Origin of the sequence: Eubacterium ventriosum (genome assembly GCF_025150745.1) — a bacterium.
GTDB lineage: Bacteria > Bacillota > Clostridia > Lachnospirales > Lachnospiraceae > Eubacterium_G > Eubacterium_G ventriosum.
On record NZ_CP102282.1, the window covers coordinates 2,557,285 to 2,579,335 of the forward strand.

Genomic DNA, 22,051 nt, shown 5'->3' on the forward strand with positions numbered 1-22,051 from the left:
ACTCCAAAACTTATTCATCATCAAGTTTTAATACTGCCATAAATGCTGACTGTGGAATTTCCACATTGCCAACCTGACGCATACGTTTCTTTCCTTCCTTCTGTTTTTCAAGAAGTTTTCTCTTTCGTGAAATGTCACCGCCGTAACATTTTGCCAGAACGTCCTTACGCATAGCCTTAACTGTCTCTCTTGCAATAACCTTACTGCCAACTGCCGCCTGAATTGGAACTTCAAATAACTGTCTTGGAATTTCAGTTTTTAATTTTTCACACATCTTACGACCGCGTTCGTAAGCTGACGCTTCAGGAACGATAAATGACAATGCATCCACTTCCTCTTTGTTAATCAAAATATCAAGCTTAACAAGCTTAGCCTGTTCGTAGCCCTTTAATTCATAATCAAAAGATGCATAACCTCTTGAACGTGATTTTAAGGCATCAAAGAAATCGTAAATTATTTCATTTAATGGAATATCATATTTAAGTAATGCTCTTGAACCTTCAACATATTCCATACTGATATATCGTCCTCGTCTCTGCTGACAAAGCTCCATAATTGCACCGATAAACTCTGTTGTTACCATAATTTCCGCACTTACAATAGGTTCTTCCATATGTTCAATCTCACTTGGATCCGGAAGGTTTGTTGGGTTTGTAAGGTCAATTACTTCGCCATTTTCTTTATATATTTTGTAAATAACACTTGGCGCTGTTGTTACAAGGTCAAGGTTGTACTCTCTTTCAAGTCTTTCCTGAATAATTTCCAAATGTAGAAGTCCTAAGAATCCACATCTGAAACCAAAACCTAAAGCAATAGATGTTTCAGGCTCAAACTTTAATGCTGCATCGTTAAGCTGTAACTTCTCCAACGCATCTCTTAAGTCAGGATATTTTGCTCCATCTGCAGGATAAAGTCCACAGTAAACCATAGGATTAACTTCCTTATATCCGGGAAGTGGTGCGTCTGCCGGATTATCTGCATCAGTTACTGTGTCACCTACTTTTGTGTCAGACACATTTTTTATACTTGCAGTAATATATCCAACCATACCTGCAGGAAGTTCATCACATGGAATAAACTGACCTGCACCAAAATAACCAACTTCAACAACATTGGCTGTTGCCCCTGTTGCCATCATTTTAATATTCATACCCGGCTTAACTGTTCCTTCTTTAATTCTACAGAAAATAATAACGCCCTTGTATGCATCATATAAACTATCAAAAATCAAAGCCTGAAGTGGTGCATTAGCATCTCCTTCCGGTGCCGGAATTTTTTCAACGATTGCCTCTAAAACATCTTCACAATTAAGACCAGTCTTGGCTGAAATAAGTGGTGCGTCATGGGCTTCAAGACCAATAACGTCCTCTATTTCTGCCTTAACTCTGTCAGGATCTGCTGAAGGCAAATCAATCTTATTAATAACAGGGAATACTTCCAGGTCATGGTCAAGTGCCAAATATACATTGGCCAAAGTCTGTGCCTCAACTCCCTGTGCCGCATCAACTACAAGCACTGCCCCATCACAGGCTGCAAGGCTTCTTGAAACTTCATAGTTAAAGTCAACGTGTCCCGGTGTATCAATAAGGTTAAAAATATACTCTTCTCCATCTTTAGCCTTGTAAATAGTTCTAACGGCCTGAGACTTAATAGTAATACCTCTTTCTCTTTCAAGTTCCATGTTATCAAGAACCTGAGCCTGCATCTCTCTGTTAGTCAAAAGACCTGTCATTTCTATAATTCGGTCAGCCAATGTAGATTTACCGTGATCTATATGGGCTATAATACAAAAATTTCTAATTTTACTCTGATCAATATGTGACAATTTATTCGCTCCAATCTGTTTATATTTTGTCTGTATTATTCTATTTGCTTATATTTTTTAACATTTCTAACAATTAGTTTTCTAAAATTCATTCACATTTTAACATAAATAAATCATAGGTTCAAACATTTTAACTTTATCACTTTATTATTTTCATTTTATTTGATAAACTTAATACTATGTGCCATAATTTTATGTCACTTAAGTGACGGAATGGAGAAAATATGAACTATGCAGAAATAAAAACATTTGATGTGGCAAATGGTCCCGGTATCAGAGTTTCTCTTTTTGTAAGTGGCTGTAATCACAGATGTCCCGGATGTTTCAATGAACAGGCTTGGGATTTCAACTTTGGTCAGCCCTTTACACAGGAAACCATTGACTACATTATAGATACTTTGTCTTTTGGTGCTTATCAGGGAGTTACATTCCTAGGTGGTGAGCCAATGGAGCCTGTTAACCAGAAGGGGCTGCTTCCACTTGCCCGAAAGATAAAAGAAACATATCCCGAAAAAGATATCTGGTGTTTCACAGGATACGACTTTGAAAAAGATATAATTGGACACATGTACAACGAGTGTCCTGAAACTAAAGAACTTCTTTCCTATATAGATGTTCTTGTAGATGGTCCATTCATCGAAGCACAGAAGAACCTAAACCTGGTATTTCGTGGTTCCGAGAACCAGCGCTTAATTAGAATACCTGAAACATTAAAAACCGGGAATATTGTTTTATGGGAAAAAGAAATGTAATCTAAATGGTATCTTTTACCCATTGCAGGCAGAAATTTCTGCTTGCAATGGAGCAAGATACCATTTGGATTACATTACATTTACAATAAAAGGAGAATTGTTATGGCTGTTAATGTTAACGTAAAAAAATTAAAGGAGAATGCTACTATTCCAACTTATGGAACTGAGTATGCCGCAGGTGCTGATTTGTATGCCTGCATTGAAGAAGCTGTTACTATTGAAGCCGGTGAAACTAAGTTTATTGGTACTGGTATTGCAATGGAGATTCCTGAAGGTTATGCCGGTTTGATTTATGCTAGAAGTGGTCTTTCATGTAAGAGAGGTCTTGCTCCTGCTAATAAGGTTGGTGTTGTTGATGCTGATTACCGTGGAGAACTTACTGTTGCTCTTCATAATCACTCAAACAAGGCTGAGACTATTGAACCTAATGAAAGAATTGCACAGGTTGTTATTACACCATTTCTTTCAGCTAATTTTAATCAGGTTGATGAACTTTCTGATACAGTTCGTGGTGTTGGAGGATTTGGTTCTACAGGCAAATAACATTATTTTAAAAAGGCGCATTTCTATTCCATGCGCCTTTTTGCTTTATGCTTTAAATTTTTCATCTCAACCTTACGATATATTTTTCATACCCATAACGTTTTACTGTTGCAGTATAAGATTAAAATGTATCATTTTTGTAACAGCCGTGTTTACGTCATAAAATTTTTTTCTTAGTAATTTATTATCAATAATTCTTTATGGATTTTTATTATACTTTTTAATAAAAATCATTATCAAATCCGTCTATTCCAACTTCTATGCTTTTTTTGCCAAGTTCTACTCTCCAAACAAGTCCACTTATTATTTCACACTGCCATATGTAATTCTCATCTTTGTCAACTATGTCAATTCCTTTAGTTTTTTTATCTTTGTCAACTATGTCAATTCCTTTAGTTTTTTTATCTTTGTCAGCTAATTCATTATAATAAATACCCTGTTCATATGGTTCTACATAAATTCCATTATAGTAGTCTGATAGCTGCTCTATTATTTCTTTTTGAAAAGTATCCAAATTAATAAGAGTTAACTTATTTTTCTCTGCGTTCTGCTTAGCGTAGCTAAGTATACTTTCCACATTGTCTCCCGTGATTTTTATGTCATATATTTTGTTGGTCGTATTGTCCAAATACACGGTTGCCATAATCTTTGGACTCTTGCTTAATGTTGCTGTCGCCTCTAAATATGGGAAAGAAGCACTTTCACCAACAATACTGTAACACTTTTGAATAACAATATTTTTAGGGACCAGTTTTATTGTTTTTTTATTGTATATTAACTCTTTACATCCAAAAAGCTCAAGCCAATAATTTATTTGCTTTTTTACATTTTTTCTAATTGTTTTCAATTCGTTCTCTGACGGATCAAACAATACTTCAACTTTCTTTTTTGCATATTCTTTATCAGTAATAATAGAGTTAAGGTCCTCTAACTTCTGGTCTATTGTTTTAGTCTTTGCCGTTGATGCCCTTTCAAGGTTTACACTGCCTGTATCCTTATCACTATATTTAACCTGATTTAAGTAGCTTGTATCACTGTAATAATATAATAATTGAGGCAGAAAAACCGCCAAAGCCACAATTAGCAATACTGCCACAGGTAATATTCTTTTCTTCATTTAGTTCTGTCCTTCCTGAAAAACAATACTTATTATCGTACCTTTTCCTGGTTTACTTCTAACACTCCACTTAGCATTATGTATGCTTACAATCTTTTTGCAAAGGGACATTCCTATGCCTGCACCGCCCTCTTTTCTTGCTCTTGACTTATCAATCATATAAAATGCTTCAGTGATTTTTTTAATTTCACTTTTCTCCATTCCACAGCCATTGTCCTGAATGAAAACTGTGTATCCTTTTTCGGTTTTTATAGCCTTAAGGGCAATTATTCCCTGACCTGAAATGGCTTTTCTGCCATTATCGATAATATTCATAAACAGGGACTTAAGCAAATCCTCATTTCCAACAATCACAGCCGGTTCAACAGACATTTTAAACCTGATATTGTGTTCCCTAAGCATTTGTTCTACAGTTTTTTCAATGTCATTAAACATTTTCTCTGTACTAATTCTGTTAAATTCGATTTTCTGCTTATCAAGAGAAATCAAATCCATTAAAGTAAATGACAACTTCTCCAGTCTTTTTCCCTGCAAAAATATATAATTGGAATATTCTGAAATCTCTTCTTTTTCAAGGTCCATTGAACGCATCATATCAGAATAGCCTATAATTGAAGTCAAAGGCGTTTTCAATTCGTGAGCGAAAGCTGCCGTAAAATCTTCCTGTCGTCTTGCTGTATCTTCCAACTCTTCAATATTCTTCTCCAGCCTGTCTGCCATAATATTAAAGCTATTAACCAAGTCTCCAACTTCACCGTCAGTTTTTATCTTTGCTCTTGTGTCGTACTGACCTTTTGCCATTTGACTTACGGTATCAGACAACTTTTCAATTGGTCTTGTTATTTTTTTAGAAAAAACATATGCAAGAATGCAGGTAACAACAAGGGCAATTCCCAATATTACCCTATAATTTTTCATCATTTCATTTATGTCATTGTAAACTTCATTAATGCTGCTAACAATGCTTATGTAATATGTTCCGCTTTCAATTGTCATTTTTGACATTGTTTCCAAATAATAACTACCATTATTTTTAAAAATCAAGTATCCAAAATTATTGTCTTTTAAATCTTTGATTTTTATATTTTTTCCTATTTTGCTGTCAGTATAAATTGCTTTTTCTTTCTGATTTACAATTGTAATTCCTATCTGGCTTTCGCCCATACTTCTTTTGACTGAATCAATTATTTTTTCTATGTCATTTTTTTGAATATATTCAGTATCCGATGACAACATTGAGGCTGAAGCTTCAAATGAATATACAAACATTTGATTCTCGTTTTGCTTTCTTGACAATTCTCTACTTAAAGAATTATCAAATGATAACTTTATGAATATTCCTCCAAATATAGAAAAAATAACCGTAACAATTATAATCAGTGAGAAAAACATTTTCCCAAAAAGTTTCATTTAACACCTTTTCCTGTTTGATTATTGTTGATTATATGGATTGCTTTGTGCTCCTGTAATCACACTAACTTGTATCCAACTTTGTACACAGACTGTATCTTGTCTCCCCAGTCCAGTTTTCTTCTAAGTCTTTGAATATGTAAATCTATAGTTCTGCTGTCTCCAACATAGTCGTTGCCCCACACATTTTCATATATTACATCTCTGTAAAGGGCAATATTTTTGTTTCGTATAAGCAGAACCAAAAGTTCAAACTCTTTATGTGTAAGGTCCAAAGTCTTGCCTGCCTTCGTTACACTTCTTGACTGAAAATTAATTACCACATCATCTTCAACCAACTCGTCGTTTGTCTTCTTGTATCGTCTGAGAACACTTTCAACCCTTGCAAGCATTTCAACTACTTCAAAAGGCTTTGCAATATAGTCGTCTGCTCCTGCTCTAAGGCCCTTAACCTTATTATCTGTAGTTCCCATTGCAGTAATAAAAATAGACGGAATGTCCATTGACTTTGCATACTCCAAAAGTTCATAACCGTCTATTTCCGGTAGCATTATGTCGAAAAGACATAAATCAAAATGCTTACTGTCTAAAAGATTTGCCGCATCCTTTCCGTTATATGCGCATGTGCATAAATAACCTGCCTTTACAAGATTTATTTTTATTAAATTTGCAATCATTTCATCATCTTCTGCAACTAAAATTTCTATCATTAATTTTCTCCCAGTATACATATTAGTCCACATTGTATTTTACATTAAATTGTATCTTATTTGTAAACTATTCTCCAAGTACTTTTTTTATTAAAACAGCCAAAGGCTCTGCTGCATTTTTTGCCTCCTGATATGTATTGGTCTGTGCCCCAACCTCAATTAACATACACTGCTTACCAAGGGACAAATTATATTCATAAGCATTTACATAATTTCTTCTTGTAAAACCCGGATAATAGCATTCTGCATTTACTTTCATTTGTAGTACAAGGGCAAGATTTTCGAACCTGTATGGATTTTTCAAATAATCAATATCGCCACTTAGCTTAAATCTGGACATGCCATTAAAAAACATAATCTGGGCAGTTTTCTTTCCATTGATTTCCGTAACCAACCTTGTTCCGTCATTTACTCCGTCTCTGTGAATATCCAAAATCAAACTAATTGACGGATATTTCTTTAACTGCTTCTTTACCCCAGCCTTAGACTGGGTGTATGCCTCGTGTCTGTCCAACTTACCATTTACTATATCATATTTTGTTTTGTCGTGTATTACATTATAACCAAACTGCTCTCTTAAAATCTGTGCCAGCCTGTTTCCAACACCAATAATTGTTGTGTCCTCATCCTTTGTTGTGTTGGAAAAATCCTCCATTGAATGAGTATGATATATTAGTATTTGAGGTTTCTTATTGTTTCCCGTTATTTTAAATTCTTTATTTAAAGCCTGTTTAATTGGCATATCACTTTCTTTTATGGTTGTTGCATTTGTTACCGTATAGAATCTGTTAATTACTTCTTTAAAACTGCCAATATTTTTTTCCGTATAAAGTTTTCCCGATTTTTTAGGCATTGGAACTATAGCCTTATTTCTCGTCTTTTTATTGTTGTTCTTTTCATTATTTTTAACAGTTGTTTCCACAGGTTTAGCAGTAGTTTCCACTTCTTTTTTTGCAATCTGATTTTCGGCTTTCATATTTTCATACAAAATATTTATAACCTGGCTATATGCCGGATCACTTGTGTCATAAGTGTATTCGCTTTTTGCTATATAATCTGTTACAACCGTTGTAAGAATCCTCTTTTTTGCATCCTCTGCAATATCTTTGTGATTCTCCAAATATATCATATATTGTGTCATTATATTTGAGTTTTCCAAAATCTCCTGAGCAAGCATATTTCCTGTTTCCATTAATTCTTTACTTGCGGCAACTTTTATTTTCTTATTAGTTATCATATTTACACAGGAAAAAGTTATATAAGCACACAATGCAACAATAATCGCCTTTACAATTACACTAAACATATAATCAGGCGATTTAAATTTATACAGTTTTATTATTCCATGTTTTGTATGTTTCTGCACTTTTCCTGTCTCCCTTTGTCCCACTTTTAAAATTATATGAAACAAGGTCCTGTAATATTAATTTCTATTTTAAAACATTGCAAAACATATTTATTCCACAGGCAATTATTTTGCTTAAGTTATCAACAATTTCATCTATATCCTTTGGAGTTACAAACATTTGCTCTGTATCTTCCGACAAAAGTTCTTCAAACAACTGATATTTTTCATCAGATGTGTAGTCCTTAAATATATTTGAAATGCTATTATTTTGGTTATGAGAAGCAAGTATTTCCAAAAGCTTCTCCATTGTGTCATTAACAATTGTTGCCCCACTTACAACCATGGGAACCCCAATGGCAATAACCTTGGTATTTAGAGATTGTTCATTCAACCCTTTTCTATGATTGCCTATTCCTGAACCGGGAATTATCCCTGTGTCCGTAAGCTGTATTGTTGTTGTAATTCTTCTTACATTTCTTGCTGCAAGTGAGTCTATTGCAATAATAATGTCCGGTTTCATTTGAGCTGTTATGCCTTTTACTATTGAAAAAGTTTCCATACCGGTCTGAGCCAACACCCCCGGAGCCAAACAGTACACATTAGGCAAAATTTCAATCTGCTCGGCAACTTTTGGTCCCAATGAATCAGGCGTAGCCTTTGAATTTCCAAGACCCACTATAAGGATTTTTTTTATGTTTTGATTCTTAGTCATCTCTTCCATATGATTTGCTATTTCTTTTGCAAAAATAGTTTGCCTCTCCAAATCATCTTCCTTAAAAAGTCTTGTTTCCATTGTAACATAACTTCCTATAGGCTTTCCCATGGACTTTGCGCCATTTTCATTAAATATTTCCACATCTGTTGTTGTCATAAATAATTCTTTATTGTAATTTTTGTCTATTTTTACTCCACTAATTTCAATATTTCTTTTAAATCGTTCTCTTTCCTCTAATGCCAAATCCGTATAAATGTTTATTTTTTTCATAAAGCCCCCTGAAAACTATATATTCTTAAAGACGTTATTTGTTATTCATCAAATTCAATTTTTTCTTATAAAGCCATCCATCGTAAATTCTAAAAAATAAAGCGAAGCACTTTATGCTCCGCTTTATTAATATCTACATTATTATTAAATTTATTCAAACTCAAAATATGGCTGACCTTTTTTAAGCTTTACACCCTTAGCCTCTGCCATTTCTGATACACTTACTATCTGATATCCTTTCTTCTGAAGCTTTGGAATGGCTTCTATTGCTGCATCCACTGACCAGCTATGAATGTCATGCATAAGAATTATCTGTCCATCCTTTGCACTGTCCATTATAGATTTAACTGTTTTCTTCTTGCTTTTAGTCTTCCAGTCCAATGTGTCAACTGACCAACATACAATAGGCATCTTAGCAGCTTTCTGCACCTTGGCATCTCTTATTCCTGAACCATATGGTGGTCTTAAAAATTTAGGATTATATCCTACTGCCTTTTTAACCAATTCATTAACTCCATTAATCTCGTATTTACGTTTACTCTTAGATACCTTGTCTAGTGCACAATGATTCATTGTATGATTTCCCAAGTCACATCCAAGAGCATCCATTCTCTTAAGTAATTCATCAACCGGAATATCAGTTTTCTTAAGGCTGTATCCACACATAAAAAATGAAGCTCTTGCATTATACTTCTCTAACGCATCCAATAGCTTTCCTGTATATTGTCCCGGACCATCATCAAAAGTCAACGCAATCATAGGCTTGTTAGGATCTATTGCTCTTGTGGTTTCTTCCTGAACTGTGGTCTCAACCTGGGTCTGCTTCTGGCTTGTTTCCACATTTCCCGCTGTTGGTACTGATTTTTTCTTTCCAAAAATCATCTTTCCGGCAAAAATTATGACAATAATAACCCCCACTGTTATGGCTATTTTTTCATACTGTCTGCGCACTTCTTTCTTTCTTTGTAATTTCTTTAGTTCGTTTTTCTCTCCCGTTGTCATATTTACCTCACTTTCATAGAACTGCATTATATTACTTATATTTAAGTTTTGCAATACTTTTTTTTATTATTTTCGACTTTTTTTTACCACTCTATTTTCACCTTATTTTCCCACTTAATTTTTGCCTCTTTTCTTTTAATCTTATGTTTATTTTTTGCTTGTGACTACTATAAAATAATGATAAAATTTAGTCAGCATATTTTGTGAGGTGTAACGTGAAAACTTTAGCTAATGATATTAAAAATAAAAGCTTTAAAAACGCATATCTTTTATGCGGTGAAGAAGAATATTTGAAACTTAATTATAAGAACCGGCTGATTAAATCCATTGCCGGTGATGATACAATGAATCTTGGAATGTACGAAGGCAAAAACATTGACATTAACGAAGTTATAGACAGTGCGGAAACTGTTCCTTTTTTTGCTGAATACAGACTTATTGTTATGGAAAATACCGGTCTTTTCAAAAGTGGCGGGGAGCAGCTTGCCGAGTATATGAAGACTATTCCTTCAACTACTATTTTTCTCTTCGTTGAAAGTGATGTAGACAAGCGTAGCAAAATGTACAAGGCTGTAAAATCCGCAGGTTACATCTGCGAAATAAACCGACAGACTGAAAATGATATTGCAATTTGGGCTGCAAGAATTTTTGATTACAATGGCAAGAAAATCACAAAAGCCAATATGTCATACCTTATTGCCAGCGTTGGCACCGACATGGAAGTCTTATCAAGAGAAATCGAAAAGCTTATTAGCTACGCACTAAACAAGAACGTTATTTCTAAAGAAGACATTGACGCTGTTTGCATAAAACAGCTTAACGTTAGAATTTTTGATATGATGGATGCAATTTCCGTAAAGAATCAAAAGAAAACCTTGGACTGTTATTATGAATTAATTGCAGAAAAAGAACCTCCTATGAGAATCCTTTTTATGATAAGCAGACAGTTTAATCTTATGCTTCAGGCTAAAGACCTTTCATCCCGCGGAATGAACCGCGAACAAGTGGCACACACAATGGGCGTTCAAAGCTTTATAGCCGGCAAATGCATCAACCAATGCCGTAATTTCTCAATGGCCGAACTAAAATCAGGGCTCGCTGAAAGCGTAAACACCGAATCCCTAATTAAATCAGGAATGATGGACGAAAACATAGGGGTTGAAATGCTGCTGGTAAAATATAGTAAGAGAAACTAAAAAAGAAGTTGCAGAAAACTGCAACTTCTTTTTTATTCACAATTGTAATTATGCAACTGTGTTAACTAATTTTGTTAATCTTGAAATCTTTCTAGCAACGTTGTTCTTGTGGTAGATACCCTTTGAACCAGCCATTTCGATAAGCTTTGTAGCTGCAACTAAAGCTGTGTTAGCTGCTTCCTTATCGTTAGCTGCAACAGCTGCTTCAACTTTCTTAATAGCTGTCTTAACTGCTGACTTAGCTGCCTTATTTCTTTCGTACTTTGTCTGATTAACTAAAATTCTCTTTTTTGCTGACTTAATGTTTGCCATTTTTGTCCACCTCCGTGAAAAATCTAATTGTGATTTCCGTTGAGAGAGATTGGAAATCAAGTTTCACCATCTGCGCCATTGGAAATGCGGACGTTTGACGCAGACACTAAAAATTATTCTAGTAAAAAAAATATATATTGTCAATATTATTTTTTAAATTTTCATTTAATTTTTTACCGTATAGTTATCCCACCTTTTTCATCCGTCCTATATATCACCCCACCCTGCTTTCGTAATCTTTCCATTGTTTCATTTCCAGGATGTCCGTATGAGTTGTTTTTCCCCACAGATATTATGCTGTACTTTGGATTTACTTTTTTCAGAAATTTTTCTGAGCTTGAATAGTTTGAACCGTGATGTGCCACTTTTAGGACTGTGTAGTTTTCTTCTATATCATCTTTTATTTTCTCTTCAATTTCCTTTGATATATCTCCTGTCAGCAGTATTTTTGAAGTTTTATTTTTAACGGAAAGCACTGTACAGTAGTCGTTTTTATCCGATGCTGTTGTTGTGGTTTCCGGATATATACACTTAATTTTCGTTTTGCCAAGGCTCAATGTATCTCCTTTTTTTATGTACAAAACATTGATTTTTTTTAACTTTGCTTTTTCAATCAGTTCATTGTAAGTATCATCCTTCATATTAATGTCTGGCATCACAAGGTTTTTAATTCTTATTCTGTTGGAGTTATTATTTTCTAAAATTTCCAGTATACCGCTTATATGGTCTTTGTCCGTATGGGTTATTATGGAATAGTCGATTGTTCCTATGCCTTCGGCTTTTAAGTATGGCACTATGCAATTTTTTGCCACCTGTTTTTCAGACGTACTTCCCCCATCTACCATAACTTTCGTTCCATTATCTCCATGTATCAATATGCCGTCACCCTGTCCCACGTTAATAAATGTTATGTAAAACCCCGGATTTGGAATATAATATATCAAACAATTTAGTAGCAAAAATCCTACAATACAAGCTAATCTTAGTTTTACATTTTGACCCTTTATTCTTCTCTCTTTTTTAGCTTTCTTTTCCAGTACAAGTCCTGTTTCTTTTTTTATTATGTTCCTTTCCTTCTCAGCCCTTGTATACTTAGTTCTTATGTTTTTAAGTCCAAACAAAACCACAAGTAATATTGCATAATAAACTATAATTATAGTCACTTTAGGTTGTCCCACCACTATACTTGCAACTGAGCTTTTGTTAATTATGTTACACAGAAATGTGTAAAGTTCCAATATTCCACAGCCGGGAAATATTACAACTTTTCCAAAGCCAAACATTATGCATGAGCAAAATATTCCCACAATTGAAGATACAATTACCACGCTCATTAAAGGCACTACAACTATGTTTAACAAAAAAGAAAATGTTGGCAGTTCATAATAATTCCACGCCAGTATTGGATTCATTACCAAACTTATTGTAAAATTAGCACTTAAGACTTTGATTATTTTATTATCCGTGTTCAAAATTTCTTCAACTATTGGCAAGATAAGCACTATAGCTATAATTGCCCCAAAGGACATTTGAAATCCACTATTACAAACCACAAAAGGGTTCTGAACAAGCAACACAAGTCCTGCAAGGGATATGGCTGTTATGGCATCGTATTTTCGTCCAAGAACTTCCCCTATTATTTTTAGTATAAACATTATTATTGCCCTAATTGTTGAAATTCCAAAACCTGACATTATTCCAAAACTCAAAACAACAGGTATGGATACTGCTGCTGAAAAAAGAAATCTGAATCTTCTTCTAAGCAATCTGTAAATTGCCATGCCGATAAAGCTAATGTGTAGCCCGCTTATGGCAAGTATATGTGCTATTCCTGACACCGAATATAACTCCTTTATGTCACTGTCAAGGTCGGTTTTGTCCCCAAGGATTATTGCGCCGATTATTCCATTCTTATTATTTATAATAGAAAATATCCCCTTATTATCACTGCAAAGCTTTTCCAGTCTTTCAATTATTTCCATTCTCATTTCATAAAGTCCCTGTCTTATTCCGCTGTAATCACTATTTATTACTTCAATGGTTCCTGCTTCTATTTTTCCATAAAAACCTAATGACAGATAATATTTTTTTGAATCAAAATTTCCCTTATTGGCAGCTTCTTCAAACTGTCTTAACTTTCCCATTACTTTTATAATATTTCCTATTTTTACATTAGGAATCTTCTCTGTATTTACAAATATTCTTTTAACACTTATGTTCTTTTCTCCATTCTCCACTTCTACACCTTTTAAATAAATATTTGTACCAAATGCAGTATTTTCTATTTTGTATATTTTTCCCTGTACAATTACAGTATTTTCCTTCAAATCATATATATGATTCCGTGTTGTAATTTCGTTACTCATTAACATAAATCCCATAATTAAAGTAAAAAAAATCACCACAAAAGCACCCATATCTTCATATGCTTTTATGATGATTTTTCTAATAACTATAATTGCCAGCACAATGCATGACACTGCTATATTCAAGTCAAAAACAGCTATTACCTCTCCAAGTACAAAAGCCAGTAATATCCAAAATACCGGTCTTTTTATAACTGTCACTCCTTTTTTATTTATTTTTCTGTTCAACCAAATCCAAATTTCTTATAAAAGGCTCTGCCAATGAAATATCGTCGTGATATTTTAAAGCTGAATCACCCTCTACACTTATCTGAACCTTATGAATGTTATCAAGTTCCAATAAAGAATTTACGATTGAGTATATTACAAGCTTGTTGGAAACCGTACTCTGTTCCGTTAAGAAATTGTCTCCAAAATCCACATAACATATGTTTCCGGCTGTTGCAACACTTATAAGCTCTGTGTCACTTGTAAGGGTGGCTGTATATTTTCCTTTCTGCGGGCCCTTAATAAGTTGCTCAACTATAAACTGCTCTTTTGATTTTCCACTGTAAGATGCATTATTAAGATTGTATTCCTTTAATTTAGTACCTTTCTTATTGGCAAAATACAACTTGAAATCATCCTTATTCTTATCTGCTAAATCCCCTCTTAATCCCGAAATAAAATCAGATGCTTTCATTGCCGTTACTGTTTTGTCATCTCCTGTCTGTCCATATGGTACACCCCCTATTGTAAATGCCACATAGTCAACACCGTCAATCTGATTAAGAGTGCAAACTACTGCTGTCCTGCACAACACTTCCACCTGTGGATTTAAAACATTATAGCTTTCGCCAAAATCCACTGTTAAAAGTCCATCTGCCAAAGTATAACCGTTAACTGTTACAGTGTCTGGAATTGCTTTTTTATCATTGTCCTTACCATTACTTTGCAATGCCTTAAGTGCTTCAGAAATCTGATTTTCAGTTTCGCCTTCCTGAAGTTTGTAACTTTCCGTAACTAATTTTGTATTTGCTGTATTAACATAATACATCTGAAAGCCTTTTTCTGCTTTAGTTACTGACTTGTTTCCACAGCCCCACAAAGTTGCAATAAGACTTACAACTAATATTAAATTAACTATATTTTTGATAGTTCTTTTCATACCTTTCAATCTCCATTTATGCAATGTACTTAAGAGGTATACGTACAGTAAATGTTGTACCTTCTCCCTCTTTACTGTGAATCTTAATGGAACCATGGTGCTTCATAACTATTTCCTTAGTTATGGCCAGACCAAGACCTGTTCCTCCTGTCTCCCTTGAACGTGCCTTGTCAACTCTAAAGAATCTTTCAAAAACTCTGTCCTGATTTTCTTCAGAAATTCCAATTCCTGTATCTGTTACTTTTAAATAAAAATACTGGTGATCTGAATTTAATGACGCCGTAACAGTTCCATCTGTATTGTTGTACTTTATTGCATTTTCAACTAAGTTAGTTGCCACACTTGCAAACTTAAGTTCATCTACATCTGCAATAACCGGTCTGAAACTTTCAAATATTAATTCAATGTTTTTGCTTTCAGCTATAGGCTTTAATCTCTTAAGAACAGCTTCCAATATTTCATTAATATTAACTGATGAAATATTAATTTCTGACTCTGATTTTTCCATTCTTACCAATGCCAAAAGGTCTGTTATTATGTCATTTTCCCTGTCTATTTCTTTTGAAATATCATGCAAAAATTCCTGATATAATTCTTCCGGTAATCCCTGCTGACCTAAAAGTGAATCAGCCAAAACTTTCATTGACGTAATAGGTGTCTTTAATTCATGTGACACATTAGATACAAATTCCTGTCTTGATTTTTCCTGCGTATTTAATTTGTTTACAAGCTGACGAAATTCGTTACTTATATCCATTACTTCCCGGTAATCTTTTTCTTCTTCCATATTGCCCTTTGCAATTTCTTCAATGGAAATACCGATTCTCTTAATTGGTTTTGTAAACATAACTGCGCATAACCAACTTGCAAATAAAGCAAAAATCAAAACAAGTACATCTGCAATGGCCACATTTCTTACTATATAATCCTTGTAATCAACTGCATCTGCTGTTGAATAATTGATGTATAAAGAACCTATAACCGTGGTTTTAGTCTCTCCTTCACCGTCTGAAACAGTTGATGTAATAGGTATTGCAAATTCTATGTAATTATGACTCTTGCTATCAACCTGAACAGTCTCACCCTTAAAACTTTTAATAACATTTTCAGATATACATGTCTTGCCTTTTTCACTGCTATTGCTATCCTTAATAATAACATATCGGCTGTTTACAACCTGAATTCGACAATTATATTCCTTGGCTAACTGTTCAATCTGGGCATCTACAATATCAATGTTCTCATTGGACTGGTCCAAATAATTATTGTTAATAATATTATTCTTTAGCATTGTATTGTTAGCCTTAAAGCTGTCTATTCTGTTTTTTAAATAATTCTTTGTTGTTACGTTAACAATAAATATGCTTGAAGCAAGAGCCGGTATAATAATAGCAAGCATAATTACTACAAAAACTCTTAGCTTCAAGCTTCTTATTGGATTAACAAACTTTAAAATCTTATTATTATTCATGTTTCTATCCCTGGAAATAATATCCCATACCCCACTTTGTGTGAATATACTCCGGTTTAGCCGGGTTCTCCTCTACTTTCTCTCTTAATCTTCTAACGTTTACATCTACGGTTCTTGCATCACCCGGATATTTAGAGCCCCAAATCAAAGTTAAAAGCTGCTCTCTACCATATATCTTTCCCGGATTTTCAGCTAAAAGTTTCAAAATGTCAAACTCCTTAACTGTTAATCTAATTTCACGGTCCTCAATATAAAGACGCTTAGCTTCAATGTCAAGCTTAAGCTTTCCTGATGTAATAACCTTTGGTTCCTCAGGTTTTGCAGGAGCTTTACGCTTATTTCTTCTGATAATGGCTTTAATTCTTGCCTTTACTTCCAATATATTAAAAGGCTTTGTAATATAATCATCTGCTCCATATTCAAGGCCCAATATTTTGTCCATATCATCACCCTTTGCAGTAAGCATTATAATAGGCATATCGGAAAACTCTCTAATCTGCTGACAAACCTCATATCCTGTTAAAATTGGTAGCATCAAATCTAAAAGAACTATATCATATTCAGTTTCTTTCGCCTTATCAACGGCTTCCTGTCCGTCATAGGCACAATCAACTTCATAGCCTTCCTGTTCCAAACTAAATTTCAGTCCCTTTACAATTAATTTTTCATCATCAACTACTAACGCCTTCATTACATAAACCTTTCTACTTAATCAACAGTTATCATTTTTTCAATGTTTGAGTAAATGGAATCACCTATTCCCGACACGTTTTTTATATCTTCCTTAGTTTTAAAATCTCCATTCTCCTCACGGTAGGCTATAATTGCTTTAGCTCTTGTTTCTCCAATTCCTGACAACGAAGTAAGACCCTCAACATCTGCAGTGTTAATGTTAACCAGATTCTCCTTAATGTCTTCACTATCATGTGTCTTGTCATTAGTGCCCTGGCTGCTATTCTGGCTATCATTGCCTGAATCAGAATTTCCGTCTAAATTTTTCTCTGAACCATTCTGATTCTCCTTAAGCTTAGCATAATATTCCTTCTGGGAAAGTACTACAATATTCTGGCCGTCTTTCAAAACTTCAGCCATATTAACTCCCTGCTTCTGGGCTTTCTTAGTAAGCCCTCCTGCCTTCTCAATAGCCATAAAAACCCTGTCGTTACTCTTTAAACAATACACTCCCGGATTGTTAACCTGACCACTGACATAAACATAAATCTCTTCCAAACTTTCTGATGGTTCTTCACTGTTCTCACCGGCTTCCACACGTGTAGTCTGACTGTTGTTTTCAGCCTTGTCCGTTAAAGAAACCTGAGTATTTTTATCCTTACAGCCCGTAAAAAATACTAAAACCGCAACCATTGTTAAAACAATGTATTTCTTTGTATTAATCATTCAAACTCCTATCCGGAGCTTCCCCTTGAACGCATATCATAATTGTACAAAATTATGTTTCAGTTAGCAACACTCATTTTTCACAATTTTATATTAATTTTATCTTTCAAAAATGAAAATACCTACAATTGCAATAATTGCACCCATTAACTTGCTCCACTGAAAATCAACCTTTTCAACTCCAAACATTCCAAACACCTCTATCAGATATGCAATAATAATCTGGGATATTACAATCAAAAGAACTGCCTTTGCAGGGCCAAGTATGTTCATACTCTTTATAACTGTCAAAGTAATAAATGCCCCAATGACACCACCCAGCAACATATACTTATTTTCCATATGAAACATACCCGACACATTTTGACGTCCCGTAATAAACCAAGCCAAAATACAAACGATAAAAGCCGTTAGCTGCACCCATGAATTGGCAGCCCAAAGGCTACTACTTTTCGTAACCTGCGTGTTAAAAACACCCTGAACACTCATCAAAGCTCCTGAAATCAATGCAATAATAAATCCCCACATATAAAAAACCTCCACTATTCACTTAGTAAGGTATTTTATATATATATCGCACAGAAATTCCCGTTGCAAACACGTTGATTTTCTTATTTTTCTCCGCCGCCTATTGTAAGACAAAAATCTAAACTCGCCTACGGCTCAGACAGTAGATTTTTGCCTTACGCTATGCTGGAAAAATTGCGAAAATCTGCCTATCGTTTGCAACGGGAATTTCTGTGCCATATTAAGTCAAAAAAAATACCCACCAAATGTTTATAGTGGATATTTTTTACATATTTGATTTATTTATTCATTGTTTTAAATATTATTGATATTGTTGTGCCTTCCCCAAGGGTGCTGTCGATTTGGATTTCTGCCTCGTGTTGTTCTGATATGTGTTTTACAATGGCGAGCCCAAGTCCTGTACCTCCTGTTTTCTTTGAGCGAGCTTTGTCTACTCGGTAGAATCGCTCGAAGATTCGGTTTAAATCGTCTTCCGGTATTCCAATACCGTCATCCTTTACCTGAAGTATTATGTTGTCATCTTTTTTGAATACTGATGCCCATACGTGTCCTTCCGGCTTGTTGTATCTTATGGCATTATCGCAAAGGTTGTATATAACCTCCTGTATCATTTCCTGATTTGCCTTTATTATACAGTCTTTTTCTATTATGTCTGTTGCGATTGTTATGTTGTGCTTTTCAGCATTCATCTGCAACATGTCCACACAGCTTACTACTTCTTCATTTAAGCTTACGTTTGTTGTTGACAGCTGATGGTCCATAACATCTAACTGTGACAATTCAATTATGTCATTTATAAGTGACAATAATCTGTTGGCACTTTTATGAATTTCACTGGCAAAATGCTGGATATCTCCCTCTTTTGCCATTCCTGTTTCTATCAGTTCTGCGTAACCTGAAATTGAAGCTAACGGTGTTTTCAACTCATGGGATACGTTTGCCGTAAATTCCTGTCTCATTTTTGAGCTTTTCTTTAATGCTTTATGCTGGTTGTGAATTTTGTCCATAAACGGCTGGATTTCTTCATATGTTTCCGTTGCCTTATCATCTTCAAGATGTTGTGCCATAAGCTCTATTGGCTTTATAAGACTTTTTGCCAAAAGTTTTGCCACAACAAGACTTACTCCAATTGCCAAAATAAGAACTACCAAAAAGATTGGGAATATCTGTGCGCCAAACTGCCACAGGTTTCCTGCTTCTTTTGCAACTCTTATTATTTGACCGTCGTTCATTTTTTCAGCATAGTAGTATGTATTTTTTTCAAGTGTTCCTGACTCTCTTATTGCACTTCCACTACCTGTCTTTAATGCCTGTTTAACTTCCGGTCTGTTTCCATGATTTTCCATGGAACCAATGTCTGCATTACTGTCATATTCAACTTTTCCGTCACTGTCTATAACTGTAATTCTCAGATTATCTATTTTAGGATCAAAGTCCTTTTCTATATATTCAAGAACTGCCTCCGTTGTTTTTAAAATATGAACATGAGTCTTAAGATCCTCCATAACCTGACTTCTGTACATATTATAAAAAATTCCTACACTTGCTATCATTGTTATTATTGTAAAAATCACCGAAATAATGGTCATTCTTGTATATATTTTCTTTTTCACTTACTTGTCCTTTCTGTAATTCATTGTGTAACCCACATTCCTTACAGTCTGAATAAGACTTCCTTTTTCGCCTATCTTACGTCGTAATGTTTTAATGTGCATATCAAGAGTACGTGATTCACCTTCGTAATCAATCCCCCATACTCTGTCAAGAATCTGGCTTCTCTGAAGAACGATTCCTGAGTTCTGAATTAACATTTTTAATAACTGATATTCCTTGTATGTTAATTCAGTCTCTTGTCCATCAACTAAAACCTGATGCTTAGCATCATCCATTGTTATGCCATCAAAACTGTAAATGTGACTTCCACCTGAAACATTTGCTCTCCTTAACAAAGCTTTCACTCTTGAAATTAGTTCCATAATTCCAAAAGGCTTTGTCATATAATCATCTGCTCCCTGATCAAGCCCTTTTACCTTGTCCATTTCAGAAGTTTTTGCAGTAACCATTATAACCGGTAACTTTGCCGTACTCTGCTCAGCTCTCACATCCTTTAACACAGATAATCCGTCTCTGTCAGGTAACATTATATCCATAATTATCAAATCCGGATGCTCTTTTGTCAAGGCATTTTCGAAATCTGATGCTGTTGCAAAAGCACTTACCTCATATCCTGCATTTTTCAATGCAAACTGTTCAATTTCCGAAATATTCTTATCATCTTCTAAAATATAGATTTTTCCCATATGCGTTTCCTATTTTTTTTCAGGTAAGATTGAATAAGCAATGTTTACGGCATGATCCGCTATTCTTTCTAACCCAATTACTAAATCAGTAAAAATAAGTCCAGCCTCAATTGAGCAATCACCTGCTGCCATTCTTTCAACATGACCTTCCTGATAATCAATCTGCATCTGATCAATAATGTCTTCTAATTCATTAATCTTATCCATATTAGACTTGTCATTGTTAACAAATGTTTTTACTGATTCATCAAAAATCTTAATTACTTTGTTATACATTTTTATAAGTTCTTTTTTTCCTTCATTAGAAAAGTTGATTTTTTTATTTTTCTCTTTAAAAGCGTCATCCATAATATTTACTGCATGGTCGCCAATACGTTCTACGTCAATAACAACGTGGAATAAACCACCTAATCTTTCTCTATCCTTAATAGGCATACCATACTGGTTAGCTTTTACCATATATTCTGTTATTCTATGACTTAAGAAATCAATGTACTTCTCTCTTTTATAAACATCATCTGAAGCACTTCTGTCATTTTCAATTAATGCTCTTGTTGAAAATTCAAGATTCTCTCTTACCATTAATGCCATACGTTCAATTTCCTGAACAATTTCAACCATGGCTGTTGATGAAGATGGTGCACCTGAAACTCCAATGTATTTTAATACCATTTCGTTTTCATCATGTTCTTCATTTCCCTTTGAATGAATAACCTTCTTTGATAATTTTACAAGAAGACCTGAACATGGGAATAATATAATAGTCTGGAATACCTTAAATAATGTGTCTGCGTTGGCAACAAATCTCTTAAAGTCACCTGAACCGCTAATACCCATAATTCCATTAATAATAGTCTGGCTTGCAAAAGCTAATATTATTGAAATAACAACAAGACCTACAACGTTAAACATGACGTGGATAAATGCTGTTCTCTTAGCGTTTCTGTTAGCATTCATTGCAGCCATAACTGCAGGTGTACATGAACCGATGTTTGCACCTAAGATAAAGTATAAACATGCCAATGGTTCAACAAGTCCTGAGCCTGCCAATAATACCAATACGCTGACTGTTACTGATGAACTCTGAACAATAACTGTTAAAACAAGTCCAAGCAAAACTGCTATGAAAGGATTGTCCAAATATTCAAAAATCCTTACTAATGACTCATATTCCGGTATCTGGCCAAGTGCCCCTGTCATAAAGTTAATTCCAAGGAATAATGCACCGAAACCAAAAATAACCGCTGCTATCTTTTTAAGTAATGGTTTCTTTCCGAACATTAATACGGCTGAACCAATAAATATAATAAATGGTGCCACTGCCGTAAGTTTTAATGATACTAACTGTGAAGTGATTGTTGTACCGATGTTTGCACCAAAAGTTAACCCTACTGATCTTTCAAGTGTTAAAATGCCTGCATTTACAAAACTTACTTCCATTACAGTTGTTGCACCTGAAGACTGAATAAATGCAGTAAATAATGCACCAAATACTACTCCTATAAATTTAGTTTTTGTGCATTTGTCTAATACCCCTCTAAGTTTTTCACCTGCGGCCTGCTGAAGACTGTCACTCATATATTTCATTCCAAATAAAAAGAGTGCAAGACCACTCAACAATTCTGTTATCATTGTGTACAT

Annotated in this window: 20 protein-coding genes; 3 read left to right on the plus strand and 17 right to left on the minus strand. The window is 34.4% G+C overall.

Annotated features, from left to right (window positions below; translation table 11 throughout):
* Positions 1-10: 10 nt before the first annotated feature.
* Positions 11-1,825 (minus strand): translation elongation factor 4, encoded by a 1,815-nt coding sequence (gene lepA, locus NQ558_RS11500; RefSeq protein ID WP_040446276.1) that lies wholly within the window; start codon positions 1,823-1,825, stop codon positions 11-13.
* A gap of 224 nt (positions 1,826-2,049) precedes the next feature.
* On the opposite strand from lepA, the gene nrdG reads away from it, so the two are divergent.
* Positions 2,050-2,577, plus strand: a complete 528-nt coding sequence (gene nrdG, locus NQ558_RS11505; RefSeq protein ID WP_005360110.1) for an anaerobic ribonucleoside-triphosphate reductase activating protein — start codon at positions 2,050-2,052, stop codon at positions 2,575-2,577.
* A 102-nt stretch (positions 2,578-2,679) separates the two neighbouring features.
* Positions 2,680-3,120 (plus strand): dUTP diphosphatase, encoded by a 441-nt coding sequence (dut, locus tag NQ558_RS11510; protein ID WP_005360109.1) that lies wholly within the window; start codon positions 2,680-2,682, stop codon positions 3,118-3,120.
* Between the two features lie 220 nt (positions 3,121-3,340).
* Here the strand turns inward: dut and NQ558_RS11515 are convergent, their stop codons facing one another.
* From NQ558_RS11515 to NQ558_RS11540, 6 genes are all read right to left on the minus strand, one after another.
* The gene (locus tag NQ558_RS11515) at positions 3,341-4,237 is read right to left on the minus strand and encodes a hypothetical protein (protein WP_005360108.1); all 897 of its coding nucleotides are present in this window, start codon (positions 4,235-4,237) and stop codon (positions 3,341-3,343) included.
* A complete protein-coding gene (locus tag NQ558_RS11520; protein WP_005360107.1) occupies positions 4,238-5,647 on the minus strand; it encodes a sensor histidine kinase in 1,410 nt (469 codons plus the stop codon).
* A 59-nt stretch (positions 5,648-5,706) separates the two neighbouring features.
* Positions 5,707-6,357 carry a response regulator transcription factor gene (locus NQ558_RS11525; RefSeq protein WP_040446274.1) on the minus strand — a complete coding sequence of 217 codons (651 nt, stop codon included), beginning with the start codon at positions 6,355-6,357 and terminating at the stop codon, positions 5,707-5,709.
* A gap of 67 nt (positions 6,358-6,424) precedes the next feature.
* The gene (spoIIP, locus tag NQ558_RS11530) at positions 6,425-7,723 is read right to left on the minus strand and encodes a stage II sporulation protein P (RefSeq protein ID WP_050750949.1); all 1,299 of its coding nucleotides are present in this window, start codon (positions 7,721-7,723) and stop codon (positions 6,425-6,427) included.
* A 64-nt stretch (positions 7,724-7,787) separates the two neighbouring features.
* Complete coding sequence (gene gpr, locus NQ558_RS11535; protein WP_005360098.1) at positions 7,788-8,690, minus strand: GPR endopeptidase; 903 nt, start codon at positions 8,688-8,690, stop codon at positions 7,788-7,790.
* 150 nt (positions 8,691-8,840) lie between these two features.
* Positions 8,841-9,719 carry a polysaccharide deacetylase family protein gene (locus NQ558_RS11540; RefSeq protein WP_005360097.1) on the minus strand — a complete coding sequence of 293 codons (879 nt, stop codon included), beginning with the start codon at positions 9,717-9,719 and terminating at the stop codon, positions 8,841-8,843.
* 188 nt (positions 9,720-9,907) lie between these two features.
* On the opposite strand from NQ558_RS11540, the gene holA reads away from it, so the two are divergent.
* Positions 9,908-10,888 (plus strand): DNA polymerase III subunit delta, encoded by a 981-nt coding sequence (gene holA / locus NQ558_RS11545; RefSeq protein WP_040446272.1) that lies wholly within the window; start codon positions 9,908-9,910, stop codon positions 10,886-10,888.
* 48 nt (positions 10,889-10,936) lie between these two features.
* Here the strand turns inward: holA and rpsT are convergent, their stop codons facing one another.
* The 10 genes from rpsT to NQ558_RS11595 form a co-directional block, all read right to left on the minus strand.
* Positions 10,937-11,200, minus strand: a complete 264-nt coding sequence (rpsT, locus tag NQ558_RS11550) for a 30S ribosomal protein S20 (protein WP_005360092.1) — start codon at positions 11,198-11,200, stop codon at positions 10,937-10,939.
* A gap of 173 nt (positions 11,201-11,373) precedes the next feature.
* Positions 11,374-13,794, minus strand: a complete 2,421-nt coding sequence (locus tag NQ558_RS11555) for a DNA internalization-related competence protein ComEC/Rec2 (protein ID WP_040446270.1) — start codon at positions 13,792-13,794, stop codon at positions 11,374-11,376.
* Positions 13,775-14,713: a GerMN domain-containing protein gene (locus tag NQ558_RS11560; RefSeq protein WP_005360089.1), complete on the minus strand. Its 939-nt coding sequence runs from the start codon at positions 14,711-14,713 to the stop codon at positions 13,775-13,777. Before NQ558_RS11560 ends, NQ558_RS11555 begins: the two co-directional genes overlap by 20 nt.
* A gap of 16 nt (positions 14,714-14,729) precedes the next feature.
* The gene (locus tag NQ558_RS11565; protein ID WP_005360088.1) at positions 14,730-16,184 is read right to left on the minus strand and encodes a sensor histidine kinase; all 1,455 of its coding nucleotides are present in this window, start codon (positions 16,182-16,184) and stop codon (positions 14,730-14,732) included.
* Between the two features lie 4 nt (positions 16,185-16,188).
* Positions 16,189-16,875, minus strand: a complete 687-nt coding sequence (locus tag NQ558_RS11570; protein ID WP_005360086.1) for a response regulator transcription factor — start codon at positions 16,873-16,875, stop codon at positions 16,189-16,191.
* A gap of 17 nt (positions 16,876-16,892) precedes the next feature.
* Positions 16,893-17,582: a helix-hairpin-helix domain-containing protein gene (locus NQ558_RS11575; RefSeq protein WP_005360081.1), complete on the minus strand. Its 690-nt coding sequence runs from the start codon at positions 17,580-17,582 to the stop codon at positions 16,893-16,895.
* 99 nt (positions 17,583-17,681) lie between these two features.
* Positions 17,682-18,110: a DMT family transporter gene (locus tag NQ558_RS11580; protein WP_005360079.1), complete on the minus strand. Its 429-nt coding sequence runs from the start codon at positions 18,108-18,110 to the stop codon at positions 17,682-17,684.
* A 278-nt stretch (positions 18,111-18,388) separates the two neighbouring features.
* Complete coding sequence (locus NQ558_RS11585) at positions 18,389-19,723, minus strand: sensor histidine kinase (RefSeq protein ID WP_040446268.1); 1,335 nt, start codon at positions 19,721-19,723, stop codon at positions 18,389-18,391.
* On the minus strand, positions 19,724-20,410 hold the full coding sequence (locus tag NQ558_RS11590) for a response regulator transcription factor (RefSeq protein ID WP_005360076.1): 687 nt from the start codon (positions 20,408-20,410) through the stop codon (positions 19,724-19,726).
* A 9-nt stretch (positions 20,411-20,419) separates the two neighbouring features.
* On the minus strand, positions 20,420-22,051 hold the full coding sequence (locus NQ558_RS11595; RefSeq protein ID WP_040446266.1) for a Na/Pi cotransporter family protein: 1,632 nt from the start codon (positions 22,049-22,051) through the stop codon (positions 20,420-20,422).